The following is a 14,455-nucleotide window of genomic DNA, read 5'->3' as shown; positions in this document are numbered from 1 at the left end:
GTCCGATCTCTGCAATCTACGATCTGCTCAACGGTCAACACAGCGACCTTGAACAATCTTGAGGATTCACCCCATGAGCTTGAAAGACAAACTGCCCGGCGTGCTGGGTTTTGGCACCGCCCCATTGGGCAACATGTTCCGCGCGATTCCGGAAGAAGAGGCGCAAGCCACCGTTGAAGCAGCCTGGAACCAGGGCGTGCGTTACTTCGACACTGCGCCGTTCTACGGCTCGGGCCTCTCGGAAATTCGCCTGGGCCAGGCCCTGTCGAAGTACAACCGTGACGACTATGTACTCAGCACCAAAGTCGGCCGCCTGATTCTCGATGAAGTGGAAGAAAGCGCCCGCGATCTCGGCGAGAAGAGCGGTGTGTTCGAACACGGCCGGCCGAACAAGATGGTCAACGACTACAGCGCCGACGCCACCCTGCGTTCCATCGAAGACAGCCTCAACCGCCTGCAAACGGATCGCCTCGACATCGTATGGATTCATGACATCGCCCAGGACTTCTACGGGGACCAATGGCTGGACTACTTCAATCAGGCGCGCACTGGGGCTTTCAAAGTGCTCACCCGCCTGCGTGAAGAAGGTGTGATCAAGGCCTGGGGCCTGGGCGTCAACCGTGTCGAGCCGTGCGAGTTGACCCTGGACCTGACCGAAGCCCAGCCCGACGGTTTCCTGCTCGCCGGTCGCTACACCTTGCTCGACCACGAACGTGCCTTGCAGCGCCTGATGGACGCGGCCCTGGCGCAGAACGTCGAGATCGTGGTCGGCGGCCCCTACAGCTCGGGCATCCTGGCGGGCGGTGCGCATTTTGAGTACCAGAAAGCCAGCCCGGCGATCATCAGCAAGGTCGAGCAGATCAAGGCGATTGCCGCTGCTCATGGCGTCAGTGTGAAAGCCGCTGCACTGCAATTCTCCCTGGCCCATCCGGCAGTGGCGGCAGTGATTCCGGGTGCCAGTCGTCCGGGTCGAATTGCTGAAGACGTCGCGGCGTTGTCAGAGAAGATTCCCGCAGCCTTTTGGCAGGCCCTGCGCGACGCCCGATTGATTTCGGCCCGTGCACCGCTGCCGCTCTAACCACAGGAACGCGAACATGAAAATTGATATCAGTGGCAAAGTCGCAATCGTCAGTGGCAGCACCGCCGGGATCGGCCTGGGCATCAGCCAGGCCCTGGCGCAATCCGGCGCCACGGTGGTGGTGATCGGGCGTGAATCGGGCAAGGTCGACGAGGCGCTAGCGACGATTCGCCAGGCAGTCCCCGGCGCCGAGCTACGTGGATTGGTGGCAGACCTGGGCACGGCCGAGGGTGCGGAAAAGCTGTTCGCCGCCGAGCCGCGGGCCGACATCCTGGTGAACAACCTCGGAATCTTCAACGACGTCGATTTCTTCGACGCCCCCGACAGCGAGTGGACGCGCTTCTACGAGGTCAACGTGATCTCCGGCGTGCGTTTGTCGCGGCACTACACGCCGGGCATGGTCGAGAAGGGCTGGGGACGAGTGATCTTTGTATCGTCGGAATCGGGTGTGGCAACGCCCGCCGACATGATCAACTACGGCGTCACCAAAAGCGCCAACCTGGCGGTGTCCCATGGCTTGGCCAAACGCCTGGCGGGCACCGGGGTGACGGTCAATGCGATTCTGCCGGGGCCGACCTTCACCGATGGCCTGGAGCACATGCTCAAGGACGCCGTGGCCAAGTCCGGGCGCAGTGCGCGGGACGAGGCGGATGTGTTTGTGCGCAATGCGCGGCCGACGTCGATCATCCAGCGCGCAGCGAATGTGGATGAAGTGGCGAATCTGGTGGCGTACATTGCTTCACCGCTGTCCTCTGCCACCACCGGTGCCGCGTTGCGGGTCGACGGCGGTGTTGTCGACAGCATGGCGATCTGATTTTTCTTGAATGGTTTGGAGTGTTAATCGTGGCAAAAGCATCTGCTGTTATTGAAATCCCGGCTTCGGCCGAACAGGTTTGGCAATTGGTCGGCGGCTTCAACTCGCTGCCGGACTGGCTGCCCTTTATCGCCAAGAGCGAGCCGAGTGAAGGCGGGCGTGTGCGCCATCTGCAAACGGCGGATGGTGGTGTGGTGGTGGAGCGGCTGCAAGGCTTTGATAACGCGGCACGTACTTACAGCTACTCCATCAGCGAGTCACCGTTTCCGGTGAGTGAGTATCTGGCAACGTTGAAGGTTGAGGCGTTGACGGACAGCACCGCCAAGGTCACCTGGTCGGGCGTGTTTACTCCGGTGGCCGGTGTGACGGATGCGGCGGTGGAGGAGCTGTTTACCGGTGTCTACAGCGGCGGGCTGGAAGCGTTGCGCGGCAATTTCCCAGGCTGAAGTATTGGCTTGGGGTCAATGAGGTCAAATGTGGGAGCTGGCTTGCCTGCGATAGCATCAACTCGGTGTAACTGATAAACCGAGGTGCCTGCATCGCAGGCAAGCCAGCTCCCACATTTACAGCGGTGTTCTTCAGGCTTCAGGCATCAACTGCTGGCGGCATTCGAGGATCAGCTTCGCGCCGCCTCGTTCGCTGCTGCCGACTTCCAGTTTGAACCCGTGCAGGTTGATGATCGCGGCCACAATCGACAGTCCCAAGCCAAACCCGCCTTGCTGTTGATTGCCTTCGTCCACCCGATAGAAACGCTGGAACACCGCGGCCCGCTCCGCTGCCGGAATCCCGGGGCCGGAGTCGAGCACTTCGATGCGGGTGCTACCGGCATCGTTTACGCCTCGCAGGATCACTTCGCCGCCCGGCGGGGTGAATTTGATCGAGTTGCTCAGCAGGTTGGCCAAGGCTTCGAACAGCAGCGCGCGGTCGCCGGTGATCCAGGGCAACGAGTCCGGCACTTGCAGCAGCAGTTCCATCTGGCCTTCTTCCGCCAGGGGCAGGTAGAAGTCGTGGAGTTCCTGCAGCAAGGGCAGGGGATCAAGCACCAGGAAGCCTGAACGGCGCTGATGGTCTTCCAGTTCGGAAATCCGCAGCAGGCCGCGAAAGCGCGCCATCAAGGTGTCGGTTTCGGCGATGGCCGCGTCCAGTTGCAGGGCGTGGGGTGCGTCTTCGTCGGCCTGCTGCTGGATCCGGTACAGCTGCGCCCGCAGACGGGTCAGCGGGGTGCGCAGGTCGTGGGCGATGTTGTCGCACACGCCCTTGACCTCGTTCATCAGCTTCTCGATGCGGTCGAGCATCGCGTTGACGATGGCCGCCAGCATGTCCAGTTCGTCGCGCCGATCAGACAACGGTAAACGGTGGGTCAGGTCGCCGGCCACGATGGCTTCGGCACTCGCCTGGATCCCGCGAATCCGCCGCAACGGGCGCCGGCGCAGCAGGTGCCAACCCGCGGCCCCGGGAATGATCGTCAGGGTGATCCCCCACAGCAAGGCGTGCAGGATGATCCGGGTCACGCCAAACAGCGAGCCGTTGGCGCGCACCAGGATCAGCCAGCGGCCGTCTTCGGTGTGGGTGGCTACGGCGTCGCAGCTGTCGCGGGGCAGTTTCGGATCGTCGGAATCGATGCAGTTGGCCAGGGCGTGGATGTGCCCGTCCATTGGCAGGTCCGGCGGTATCACGCGGATCGGGCCGCTGATGGGGTTGAACTGGTCGTCGAACAGGCCGTAGGCGTCAACGCCCTTCATGTCAAAGGTCATGCTGGTGGTCAGGGCTTCTACCAGCTCTTCGCCGTCAAAGCGCTGGAACAGGTGCTGGCGCTGCATCAGGGAGTGGCGCGAGAGGTCGCCCAGGTAACCGGACACCTCGTAGTAGAGCACACCCATGAGGATGCAGCTCCAGGCCACGAACAACGAACTGTAGAGCGCCAGCAGCCGGCTGCTGGAAGAGCGCCAGCCTTTAGAGGGGTTCAGCAATGACATACCCGGAACCTCGTACCGTGCGGATCAGCGGCGTGAGGCCCGGCGGGTCGATTTTTTTACGCAGGCGACCGATGTGCACGTCGATCAGGTTGGTGCCCGGGTCGAAGTGATAACCCCAGACTTCCTCGAAGATCATCATCCGCGAGAGGATTTGCCCGGTGTTGCGCATCAGGAATTCCAGCAGCTTGTATTCCGTCGGCAACAGGCTCAGGGGTTGTTCGGCACGGCTGGCCTCACGGCTGATCAGGTTCAGTTCCAGATCCGCTACGCGCAGGGCGGTTTCGAACTCCTTGACTGTGCTTTTGCGCCGCAGCAGCACTTCGACGCGGGCGGCCATTTCGTCGGAGGCGAACGGTTTGGTCAGGTAGTCATCACCGCCGGCGCGCAGGCCACGTACCCGTTCATCCACGTCGGAGAGGGCGCTGATCATCAGGATCGGTGTGGATACGCCGATGGTGCGCAGGGTGGTGACGATGGCCAGGCCATCCAGTTCCGGGAGCATGCGGTCGAGGGTGATCAAGTCGTAATCACCGCTGACGGCACGGACCAGGCCTTCGCGGCCATTGTCTACCCAGTCTACGTCCAGTCCATGGCTACTCAGCTCTGCAACGATCTCGCGGGCCGTTACGGCGTCGTCCTCGATGGTCAAAATGCGGGTCATAAGGATTACCTGGTGAGCGATTCACACTGAAGTGCGGGCATTTTGCCAAGAAATGATAGCGCGCTTCCTAAATAAAAATTTATGTAGGTACAAACGACACAATTCACCTTACCCCGCTGAATCTGAACGAACGCTGTGCATGTAGGATTTTTTGCACGCCACCGCTTGCTCAAGGATTGTTTCCTACAAGGAATGCATTACGCCCGCCGCTTCAGGGCATTTCTTGCAAGTTGCATGGTTCAAATTAGTTCAAATTACTTAACTGATTGAAATATATGAGTTTTTAATTTTATGGCTTCTGGCACGTCGCCTGCACTGTCCCTTTTGAGACTTGTAACACTATTTTTCATGCCTGGAGCAAAACAACAATGATCACATCCTCATCCACGCTGCAAGAGTCGAGCACGCTCTCCGGGGTTTCCTGGGGCGCGATCTTTGCCGGGGCTGCTGCCGCGGCTGCGCTGTCCTTGATCCTGGTGCTGCTGGGCTTCGGCCTGGGCTTTTCGGCGGTTTCGCCGTGGGCCGACAGTGGTATCAGCGCCAAAGGGCTTGGCATTTCCACCATTGTCTGGCTGGCGGTTACGCAGATCATCGCATCGGGGATGGGCGGTTACATCGCCGGTCGCCTGCGGGTGAAATGGGCCAATATGCACGGCGATGAGGTGTACTTTCGCGACACCGCCCATGGCTTCCTGGCCTGGGCCGTGGCGACACTGGTGACGGCGGTGCTGATCGTCGGTTCGGTCAGCAGTGTGGTCAGCGGTGGTGTGAAGGCCGGTGCCAGTGTGGCATCGGGTGCCGTCAGTGGCATGAGCCAGGTGGCTGGCGCTGCCTCCAAGGGCGAAGACTTCGGCTACTACGTCGACAGCCTGTTCCGTGATGACCGCCCGGCAGCCGTCAGCGATGACGCCGTGCACGGTGTGGTCGCCCGCATCTTCGCTCGCACCGTGAGCAACAACGGCCAGTTGGCACCAGAAGACCGTGCGTACCTTGCACAGTTGATCAGCCAGCGTACCAACCTCAGCCAGGCCGATGCCGAGGCGCGTGTTGACCAGGTCTATGGCCAGGCTCAAAAAGCCCTGGATGACGCCAAGTTGAAAGCCAAGCAGGCTGCCGACACGGCTGCAAAAGTCGCTGCCTACACCTCGCTGTGGACCTTCGTGGCGCTGTTGATCGGTGCGTTTTTCGCCAGCCTCGCTGCAACCTTTGGCGGTCGCCGCCGGGATGCCGTGGTGTACCTGGAAACCACTCCCCACACCACTTCCGTTCGTTAATTCAAGGAGAACCTCATGCGCTCATTACTGCTGTTTTTCCTCGGTGTGCCTATCCCGGTCATTATCCTGATCGCGATCTTCATGCACTGATCCTCAGGCTTGCTCGGTCCCCATGTGGGAGCGGGCTTGCTCGCGAAAGCGGTGTATCAGTCATATATGAATTGGCTGATACACCGCTTTCGCGAGCAAGCCCGCTCCCACATTTTGTTTTGTGTCGTTGCTGCATTCCGGGCGAAGGCGAAATCTCCGGATTTTGTTAATTGTTGCTTAACCTCCTTTTGGCTAAGCTCCCGTCCCATGAGCCGCTATCTGCGTTTTTTCCTGGTCCTGCTGTTGAGTCTTGCGCTTCCCCTGACCGGGATGGCGGGTGTGCCGTCGAGCACCGAGCCGTGCCCGATGCAGATGTCCGGCATGCAGATGATGAGCGATATGTCCCCTGACTGTTGCCAGGACGGCGCCACGTCCGCTGACCACGGCAAAAGCTGCAAACCCGGCCAGGAGTGCAAGACTGGCGGGATGCTGCAATTGTCGATACCGGTGCTCAAGGCACCGGTGACTGTTTCCAGTGCGCAGCTGGTCAGCGTCTCTTCTGACTTCATCCCCGACCGCACGCCGTCCGGCGTCTGGCGTCCGCCCCGCACCTGATTCCTGTTGCACCTGAAGACTCGTCCCTGACCCGGGACGGCCTTGCTGTGGGCCGCGTAAAGCGGTGCGCAGCGCAACAGAACAGGACACTTCAAGATGAATTTCCTATGCGTGCGTGCCCTGGTGATGGGCGTGCTGGCGTGGCCGACGCTGGCGTCCGCGCTGACCCTGGATGAAGCCTTGCGCCTGGCGCAAAACAACGCGCCGTCGCTGACGGCTGAATCCTCCAAATTGCATGCTGCCAGCCAGGCAGCGATTCCGGCCGGCGAACTGCCGGACCCGAAACTGGTAGTCGGTCTGCAGAATTTCCCCATTGGCGGGCCCAATCGCGGCACGCTGTATGGCGATGACATGACCGAGCAAATGATCGGTATCCAGCAACAAGTGCCCAGCCGCGACAAGCGCAAGGCGCGGGTTGAGTTGGCGTCGGCCACCGTGGACACGGCAGCCGCCGAAGGCCGGATCGAACGTTTGAACGTGCGGCAGGCCACCGCCCAGGCGTGGATTCGCGCCTATGCGGTGGAACGCAAAGAGGCACTGTTCAAGGACTTCTATCAGCAGAATCGCCTGCTGCAAGACACTGTGCGTGCGCAATTGGCCGGTGGTCGCGGGCAGCCTTCCGACGCTGTGATCCCGAAGCAGGAAGCGGCTGACCTGGCCGAGCGCGAGGATGAGCTGACCCAGCAACGCGCCCAGGCTCGGGCGGCCCTCAAGCGCTGGATTGGCCCGGCCGCCAGCGAAGCCCCCAGCGGGCAATTGCCGAACTGGAAAATCGACACCACCGGCTTCACCCACAACCTGCACCAGCACCCGGTTCTGCAAGCCTTTGCACCGCGCACCCGCGAGGCCGAAGCCCGGCTGAACGAGGCCAAGGCGCAAAAAACGTCGGACTGGAGTTGGGAAGTGGACTACCAGCACCGAGGCCGTGAGTACGGCGACATGGTCAGCCTGCAATTTACCTTCGATTTGCCAATCTTCCCCGGTCGCCGGCAAAACCCCGGTATCGCCGCCAAGCAGGCCGAACTCGACCAACTGGACGCCGAACGCGAAGCCAAGACCCGTGAACACACCCAGGCACTCGAAGACGACCTGGCCAACTACCAGCGCCTGGACCGTGCCGTGCAGCGCGGCCAGGACAGTCTGGTGCCGCTGGCCGAGGAGAAAGTGTCCCTGAGCCTGGCGGGGTATCGCGCGGGCAAGGGCGACCTGATGAACGTGGTCAGCGCCCGCCGCGAGTGGGTCGAGGCGCGCTTCAAACAGATTGATGCCATTGAGCAGCGCGCCCTGATCGGCGCCCAGCTGTATTTCGCTTACGGGGAACCCTCCAATGAATAACCGAATCGTGAACGTGGCCCTGCTGGGCGGCGTGCTGCTGTTGGGCCTGGGCGGCGGCTACTGGCTTGCGCAGATGCGCGAGGCACAGCCGGACATGGCCGGGACGATGCAGGCGCCGGACGATAAAAAGGCGCTGTACTGGTACGACCCGATGTACCCGCAGCAGAAATTCGACAAGCCGGGCAAATCGCCCTTCATGGACATGCAACTGGTGCCGCGCTACGCCGGTGGCGCCGAGGAGAGTGCGGCAATTCATATCGACTCGAGCCTGACCCAGAACATCGGTGTGCGCCTGGCGAGCGTCAGCCGTGGGGTGCTGGCGTCGAGTCTTGAGCTGTCGGGAATCCTGGCCTTCAACGACCGCGATGTGGCGGTGGTGCAGTCGCGGGCTGCGGGGTTTGTGGAGCGGGTTTACGCCCGTGCGCCGGGGGATGTGCTCAAGGCTCAGGCGCCCCTGGCTGACATTCTGGTGCCCGAATGGGCCGCCGCTCAGGAAGAGTTCCTTGCGCTGCGACATAGCGATCCAGGTTTGTTGGCTGCCGCCCGCCAGCGCCTGCGCTTGAGCGGAATGCCTGCCGGGTTGATCACGCAAATGGAGCGCAGCGGCCGGGTGCAATCGGTGATGACCATTACCACCCCGTTAGGCGGCGCGTTGCAAACCCTGGATGTGCGCGAGGGCATGACCGTTGCGACCGGACAAACCCTCGCGCGGGTCAACGGCCTGGGCACCGTATGGCTGCAAGTCGCGGTGCCGGAAGCCCAGGGCGCCGCGTTGGCCGTTGGGCAAACCGTCGAGAGCCGTTTTGTCGGGCTGCCGGGCCAGGTATTCAAAGGCACTGTCGCCGCAATCCTGCCCGCTACCGCCATGGATAGCCGCACCGTGCAGGTGCGAGTCGAACTGCCCAACCCTGACGGCGCGTTGCGTCCCGGCATGACTGCCCAAGTACGTTTGGCCCAATCGACTGGGCAATCGGTGCTGTTGCTGCCGAGCGAGGCGTTGATTCGTACCGGCAAACGCGTGCTGGTGATGGTGGCTGAAGAGGGCGGACGTTATCGACCGGCGGAAGTCCAGGTCGGCGCGGAGAACCAGGACCAGACCGTCATTGTTTCAGGCCTGCAGGAAGGCCAGCAGGTAGTCGCCTCGGGTCAATTCCTGCTGGACTCTGAAGCAAGTTTGAAGGGAATTACCACTCAGGCGTCCGACGGTTTTTCAAGTGAAGACTCCATGGGCGGCATGAGCATGCAACCGGGAGCTCGGCCATGATCGCCCTGTTGATTCGCTGGTCGGTGGCCAACCGCTTTTTGGTGTTGTTGGCGACTTTGTTCGTGACCGCCTGGGGCCTGTGGTCGATCCAGAACACCCCGGTGGACGCCTTGCCGGACCTGTCGGATGTGCAGGTGATCATCCGCACGCCATACCCGGGCCAGGCGCCGCAGATTGTCGAGAACCAGGTCACTTACCCGATGACCACCACGATGCTCTCCGTGCCGGGAGCGAAGACCGTGCGCGGCTTTTCGTTCTTCGGCGACAGCTATGTCTATGTGTTGTTTGATGAAGGCACCGACCTGTATTGGGCACGTTCGCGGGTGCTGGAATACCTGAGCCAGTTGCAGGCACGCTTGCCGGCATCTGCCAAGCCGGCGCTGGGCCCGGATGCCACCGGTGTAGGCTGGATCTACCAGTACGCGCTGGTGGACCGCACCGGCAAACACGACCTGGCGCAACTGCGCTCGCTGCAGGACTGGTTCCTCAAGTTCGAACTCAAGACCCTGCCCAACGTCGCCGAGGTGGCGACCATCGGCGGTCAGGTCAAGCAGTACCAGGTGCAGATCGACCCGCTGGCCCTAGCCAGTCGCGGCATTACCCAGGCGCAAGTGGTGGAAGCCATCGGCAAGGCCAACCAGGAAACCGGCGGCTCGGTGCTGAACATGGGGGAATCGGAATACATGGTGCGTGCGCCCGGCTACCTGAAAACCCTGGAGGACTTTCGCGGCATTCCCCTGCGGCTCGACACCCACAATGTGCCGGTGATCTTGGGCGACGTGGCGACGATCCAACTGGGCCCGGACATGCGCCGGGGCATCAGCGAGCTGGATGGAGAAGGCGAGGCGGTAGGCGGCGTGGTGATCCTGCGCAGCGGCAAGAACGCCCGCGAGGCCATCGCGGCGGTCAAGACCAAGCTGGAGCAACTGAAAACCAGCCTGCCCCCCGGTGTGGAAATCGTCACCACCTACGATCGCAGCAAACTCATCGATCGCGCCGTGGACAACCTCAGCCACAAGCTGCTCGAAGAGTTTCTGGTGGTGGCGCTGGTGTGCGGGATCTTCCTGTGGCACCTGCGCTCGTCCCTGGTGGCGATCATCTCGTTGCCGGTGGGGGTGTTGATTGCCTTTATCGTCATGCGTTTCCAGGGCATCAACGCCAACATCATGTCCCTGGGCGGGATTGCGATTGCCATCGGCGCGATGGTCGATGGCGCGGTGGTGATGATCGAGAACGCCCACAAGAAAATCGAGGCCTGGCACCACGCGCATCCGAACCAGGCATTGAAGGGTGAAGAACACTGGAGGGTCATCACCGATGCGGCGGTGGAGGTGGGGCCGGCGCTGTTTTTCTGCCTGCTGATCATCACCTTGTCGTTTATCCCGGTGTTCACCCTGCAAGCCCAGGAAGGCCGCTTGTTCGGGCCGCTGGCCTACACCAAGACCTACGCCATGGCCGCTGCGGCGGGGTTGTCGGTGACCTTGATCCCGGTGCTGATGGGCTACTGGATTCGCGGGCGTATTCCGGATGAGCAACGCAACCCGCTGAACCGCGGCCTGATCAAGCTCTATCAACCGGCCCTCGAAGCGGTGCTGCGCTGGCCGCGCATGACCTTGCTCGTGGCGCTGCTGATGGTCGCCAGTGCACTGTGGCCGGTGTCGCATCTGGGCGGTGAATTCTTGCCGCCGCTGGATGAAGGCGACTTGCTGTACATGCCTTCGGCGCTGCCGGGGTTGTCGACGCAAACCGCAGGCGCGTTGCTGCAGCGCACCGACCGCTTGATCAAGAGCGTGCCGGAAGTCGCCCATGTGTTCGGCAAGGCCGGCCGTGCAGAAACGGCCACTGACCCGGCACCGCTGGAAATGTTCGAAACCACCATCGAGTTCAAGCCACGAGATCAATGGCGCCCCGGCATGACCCCGGAAAAACTGGTGAAGGAACTCGACCGGGTGGTGCAGGTGCCGGGGCTGACCAACATCTGGATTCCGCCGATCCGCAACCGCATCGACATGCTCGCCACCGGGGTAAAAAGCCCGATCGGCGTCAAGGTTGCGGGCACCCGCCTGATGGATATCGACGCGGTGACCCAGGCCGTGGAAAAGGTCGCCAAGCAGGTGCCTGGCGTCAGTTCGGCACTGGCGGAACGCCTGACGGGCGGGCGCTACATTGACGTGGATATCGACCGCCCGGCCGCCGCGCGTTATGGCCTGAACATCACCGATGTACAGTCCATCGTCTCCGGGGCCATTGGCGGTGAAAACATCGGCGAGACGGTCGAAGGGCTGGCGCGTTTCCCCATCAACCTGCGCTACCCGAGGGAGTGGCGCGATTCGGTGAGTGCCTTGAGCAACCTGCCGATCTATACGCCGTCGGGCAGCCAGATCACCTTGGGCACCGTGGCCAACATCAAGGTTACCGAAGGCCCGCCGATGCTCAAAAGCGAAAACGCCCGACCTTCCGGCTGGGTGTACATCGACGTGCGGGACCGTGATTTGGCGTCGGTGGTGAAGGACTTGCGCGAGGCGATCAACCAGCAGGTGCAGTTGCAACCGGGCATGAGCCTCAGCTACTCGGGGCAGTTCGAGTTCCTGGAGCGGGCCAATGAACGCCTGAAGCTGGTAGTGCCAGCGACCTTGCTGATCATCTTCGTGCTGCTGTACCTGACGTTCCGGCGGGTGGATGAGGCGCTGCTGATCCTCGCCACGTTGCCATTCGCGCTGACGGGTGGGGTGTGGTTGCTGTACTGGCTGGGCTTCAACCTGTCGGTGGCTACGGGTGTTGGATTTATCGCGTTGGCGGGGGTGTCGGCGGAGTTCGGCGTGATCATGCTGCTGTATTTGAAAAACGCCTGGGCCGAACGCCAGGGAGGAGGGGACCAGGCCTTGCTGGAAGCCATCACCGAAGGTGCCGTATTACGCGTGCGGCCCAAGGCGATGACCGTGGCCGTGATCATCGCCGGCTTGCTGCCGATCCTGTTGGGCGGCGGCACCGGCAGCGAAGTCATGAGCCGGATTGCCGCGCCCATGATTGGCGGCATGCTCACAGCACCCTTGCTCTCCCTCTTCGTCATCCCGGCGGCCTACCGCCTCATGCGCAAAACTCAAAGCTGACAAAAATCAAATGTGGGAGCTGGCTTCTGTGGGAGCTGGCTTGCCTGCGATAGCGGTGTATCAGTCACCGAATATGCTGACTGACACACCGCTATCGCGGGCAAGCCCGGCTCCCACATTTGACCTCCTCTATCCTTCAAACCTCATTCAGCTTGACCCACCGCTCTTCCCGAGCCGCCACCCGAATCGCCGTCGCCAACCGCTCAACCTCCCAAGCCGCTGCAAAATCCGTCCCGTCGCTGCCCTTGCCAGCCAACGCCATCACCAACTCATGCACCTCCAGCGTCTTCAACTCGTTGTACCCCAACTGATGCCCCGGTGCCGGGCTGAACGCCGCATACCCGGGCAGCGAAGGCCCCGCCAGCAAGCGCTGAAACCCCTCCTGCCCAACCCGAAACAGCTGCAATTCATTCAACCGCTCCTGATCAAACAACAACGTGCCCCGGGTGCCACTGATCTCAAAGCTCAGGTGATTCTTATACCCATGCTTCAGCCAACTGCTGCTCACCGTCCCCCGCGCACCATTGGCAAATCGCAGCAACGCATGCACCTGATCATCCACCGCAATCTCCCGCAGTGCTTCACTCCCCGCCGTAGCAGGCCGTTGCCCATGCACCGTTTGCGTATCGGCACACACACTCAGCACATCCCCCACCAAATACCGCGCCATGGACAGCAAGTGACTGCCCAAGTCCGCCAAGGCACCGCCGGCATGCCCCACCTCACAGCGCCACGACCACGGCGACGATGCATCCGCCATGAAATCCTCGCTGAATTCCCCCTGAAAACTGATGATCTCTCCCAACTCACCACTGGCGATCAACTGCCGGGCCAAACCAATCATCGGGTTGTGCTGATAGTTATAACCCACCCGCGTCACCACCCCGGCCTTGCTCGCCGCGTCACGCATGGCGGCCGCCTGCTCCAGGCTCACCGCCAGCGGCTTCTCGCAATACACCGCCTTGCCCGCCGCCAGCGCAGCCATGGCCATCGGGAAGTGCAAATGGTTAGGGGTCGTGATGGCGACGACATCGACCTTGGGATCGTCGATCAAGTGCTGCCAGTCGCCATGGGCCTGGGCAAACCCCCAGTCCGCGGCGCAGCGTGTCGCGCGTTCGGTATCGGCATCGGCCAGGGCGGCCAGTGTGAGCTTCACCGGCAGTTCAAACACCGCCCGTGCGTTATTGAATGCCAGAGCGTGGGCACGCCCCATAAAGCCTGTGCCAATCAGGCCGATTCCGAGTTCGCGCATAGCCGGGTTCCTTCGAATTATTGTTTTGAGAGGGCTATTTATGGAATAAATATTCCCAAAACTCAACACATAGAATAAAAATTCATTTCGGGGTTCCCCATTCACCCTGTGGCGAGGGAGCCCCCCTCTACGATCACCGCTGCTGATAGCGCTACATTCAGCACTGGCTCAAACCCCCTCCAGTTAACAAAACATAACGTAGCGCCGATTGTCAGACGATTCCAAAGCCCGCTAGGATGGCCCAGCTTGCTCAAGGCGCTCTAGATTGCAGGTTTCAGGGCTCCCCACGGCAAGACGACCTAACAATAATAAATGGGAGAAAGGTCTATGAGTGAGCCTGTCATGGGTGTGGTGTTTTTCCGCCCGAAGGCCACGCGCAGGGTCGCATTGCTGGCCACAGCGCTCTCGTTGCTGGGGGTTGTCGCGTTGTCGACACCGGCCCACGCCGCCACTGAAACCACCGCCGCAGCGGTGTTTGCCATTGAATCCCCCAAGGCGGCCAAAAGCCTGATGATCGACGTGGTGCACGCAGGCAAACGCCTGGTCGCGGTCGGTGATCGCGGGCACATCCTCTATTCCGACGACCAGGGCACCACCTGGACTCAGGCCAAAGTCCCCACCCGGCAACTGCTGACCGCCGTATTTTTCGCCGACGACCAACACGGCTGGGCGGTGGGCCATGACGCACAGATCCTCGCCACTACCGATGGCGGCGTGACCTGGACGCAACAATTCCAGGACTTGAAGCGCGAAGCGCCGCTGCTCGACGTCTGGTTCAAGGACGCCAGCAACGGCTTTGCCGTGGGCGCCTACGGTGCACTGATCGAAACCACCGACGGCGGCAAGACCTGGGATGACGTCAGCGACCGCCTCGACAACGAAGACCAATTCCACCTCAACGCCATCGCCCAGGTGAAAGACGCCGGGCTGTTTATCGTCGGCGAGCAGGGCAGCATGTTCCGCTCCCATGACGAGGGGCAAGCCTGGGAAAAACTCGAAGGCCCCTACGAGGGCTCGCTGTTCGGCGTGATCGGCACCGCCCAGGC

General features: G+C 61.7%; 12 protein-coding genes. 9 read left to right on the top strand and 3 right to left on the bottom strand.

Annotation, left to right across the window (positions count from 1 at the left end; translation table 11 throughout):
- Positions 1-73: 73 nt before the first annotated feature.
- Genes JFU58_RS03120 through JFU58_RS03110 form a run of 3 tightly spaced genes read left to right on the top strand, consistent with a single transcriptional unit; the run spans position 74 to position 2,338 of the window.
- On the top strand, positions 74-1,078 hold the full coding sequence (locus JFU58_RS03120; protein ID WP_063031303.1) for an aldo/keto reductase: 1,005 nt from the start codon (positions 74-76) through the stop codon (positions 1,076-1,078).
- Between the two features lie 16 nt (positions 1,079-1,094).
- Positions 1,095-1,892, top strand: a complete 798-nt coding sequence (locus JFU58_RS03115) for an SDR family NAD(P)-dependent oxidoreductase (protein ID WP_063031301.1) — start codon at positions 1,095-1,097, stop codon at positions 1,890-1,892.
- A gap of 29 nt (positions 1,893-1,921) precedes the next feature.
- Positions 1,922-2,338 carry an SRPBCC family protein gene (locus JFU58_RS03110; protein ID WP_177070124.1) on the top strand — a complete coding sequence of 139 codons (417 nt, stop codon included), beginning with the start codon at positions 1,922-1,924 and terminating at the stop codon, positions 2,336-2,338.
- A 132-nt stretch (positions 2,339-2,470) separates the two neighbouring features.
- On the opposite strand, the gene JFU58_RS03105 is transcribed toward JFU58_RS03110, so the two are convergent.
- Together JFU58_RS03105 and JFU58_RS03100 are read right to left on the bottom strand one after the other, a co-directional pair.
- Positions 2,471-3,868: a sensor histidine kinase gene (locus tag JFU58_RS03105; protein WP_017477141.1), complete on the bottom strand. Its 1,398-nt coding sequence runs from the start codon at positions 3,866-3,868 to the stop codon at positions 2,471-2,473.
- Positions 3,846-4,529, bottom strand: coding sequence for a response regulator transcription factor (locus JFU58_RS03100; protein ID WP_003219726.1), 684 nt, complete (start codon positions 4,527-4,529; stop codon positions 3,846-3,848). The genes JFU58_RS03105 and JFU58_RS03100 overlap by 23 nt, the downstream gene beginning before the upstream one ends.
- Positions 4,530-4,897: 368 nt before the next feature.
- Between JFU58_RS03100 and JFU58_RS03095 the strand changes: the two genes are divergently transcribed.
- The 5 genes from JFU58_RS03095 (at position 4,898) to JFU58_RS03075 (ending at position 12,157) form a co-directional block, all read left to right on the top strand.
- Positions 4,898-5,803, top strand: a complete 906-nt coding sequence (locus JFU58_RS03095) for a hypothetical protein (RefSeq protein WP_003219728.1) — start codon at positions 4,898-4,900, stop codon at positions 5,801-5,803.
- 297 nt (positions 5,804-6,100) lie between these two features.
- Positions 6,101-6,448 carry a hypothetical protein gene (locus tag JFU58_RS03090; RefSeq protein ID WP_201139832.1) on the top strand — a complete coding sequence of 116 codons (348 nt, stop codon included), beginning with the start codon at positions 6,101-6,103 and terminating at the stop codon, positions 6,446-6,448.
- A 96-nt stretch (positions 6,449-6,544) separates the two neighbouring features.
- On the top strand, positions 6,545-7,783 hold the full coding sequence (locus tag JFU58_RS03085) for a TolC family protein (protein ID WP_201139831.1): 1,239 nt from the start codon (positions 6,545-6,547) through the stop codon (positions 7,781-7,783).
- Positions 7,776-9,047 (top strand): efflux RND transporter periplasmic adaptor subunit, encoded by a 1,272-nt coding sequence (locus JFU58_RS03080; protein WP_093198509.1) that lies wholly within the window; start codon positions 7,776-7,778, stop codon positions 9,045-9,047. The genes JFU58_RS03085 and JFU58_RS03080 overlap by 8 nt, the downstream gene beginning before the upstream one ends.
- Complete coding sequence (locus JFU58_RS03075; protein WP_201139830.1) at positions 9,044-12,157, top strand: efflux RND transporter permease subunit; 3,114 nt, start codon at positions 9,044-9,046, stop codon at positions 12,155-12,157. The genes JFU58_RS03080 and JFU58_RS03075 overlap by 4 nt, the downstream gene beginning before the upstream one ends.
- Positions 12,158-12,293: 136 nt before the next feature.
- On the opposite strand, the gene JFU58_RS03070 is transcribed toward JFU58_RS03075, so the two are convergent.
- On the bottom strand, positions 12,294-13,409 hold the full coding sequence (locus JFU58_RS03070) for a Gfo/Idh/MocA family protein (RefSeq protein WP_201139829.1): 1,116 nt from the start codon (positions 13,407-13,409) through the stop codon (positions 12,294-12,296).
- Between the two features lie 327 nt (positions 13,410-13,736).
- Here JFU58_RS03070 and JFU58_RS03065 point away from each other — a divergent pair.
- A partial coding sequence (locus JFU58_RS03065; RefSeq protein ID WP_201139828.1) for a WD40/YVTN/BNR-like repeat-containing protein occupies positions 13,737-14,455 on the top strand: 719 nt, incomplete at its 3' end.

This window comes from Pseudomonas sp. TH34 (genome assembly GCF_016650865.1).
In the GTDB taxonomy this organism is placed as follows: Bacteria; Pseudomonadota; Gammaproteobacteria; order Pseudomonadales; family Pseudomonadaceae; genus Aquipseudomonas; species Aquipseudomonas yamanorum.
This window is presented reverse-complemented; position numbering and strand designations above follow the sequence as displayed.

Excerpts from the sequence above, each read along its gene's own strand:
- JFU58_RS03120 (WP_063031303.1), top strand. The coding sequence starts at position 74 with ATGAGCTTGAAAGACAAACTGCCCGGCGTGCTGGGTTTTGGCACCGCC.
- JFU58_RS03085 (WP_201139831.1), top strand. The coding sequence starts at position 6,545 with ATGAATTTCCTATGCGTGCGTGCCCTGGTGATGGGCGTGCTGGCGTGG.
- JFU58_RS03075 (WP_201139830.1), top strand. The coding sequence starts at position 9,044 with ATGATCGCCCTGTTGATTCGCTGGTCGGTGGCCAACCGCTTTTTGGTG.
- JFU58_RS03090 (WP_201139832.1), top strand. The coding sequence starts at position 6,101 with ATGAGCCGCTATCTGCGTTTTTTCCTGGTCCTGCTGTTGAGTCTTGCG.
- JFU58_RS03115 (WP_063031301.1), top strand. The coding sequence starts at position 1,095 with ATGAAAATTGATATCAGTGGCAAAGTCGCAATCGTCAGTGGCAGCACC.
- JFU58_RS03100 (WP_003219726.1), bottom strand. The coding sequence starts at position 4,529 with ATGACCCGCATTTTGACCATCGAGGACGACGCCGTAACGGCCCGCGAG.
- JFU58_RS03080 (WP_093198509.1), top strand. The coding sequence starts at position 7,776 with ATGAATAACCGAATCGTGAACGTGGCCCTGCTGGGCGGCGTGCTGCTG.
- JFU58_RS03070 (WP_201139829.1), bottom strand. The coding sequence starts at position 13,409 with ATGCGCGAACTCGGAATCGGCCTGATTGGCACAGGCTTTATGGGGCGT.
- JFU58_RS03095 (WP_003219728.1), top strand. The coding sequence starts at position 4,898 with ATGATCACATCCTCATCCACGCTGCAAGAGTCGAGCACGCTCTCCGGG.
- JFU58_RS03105 (WP_017477141.1), bottom strand. The coding sequence starts at position 3,868 with ATGTCATTGCTGAACCCCTCTAAAGGCTGGCGCTCTTCCAGCAGCCGG.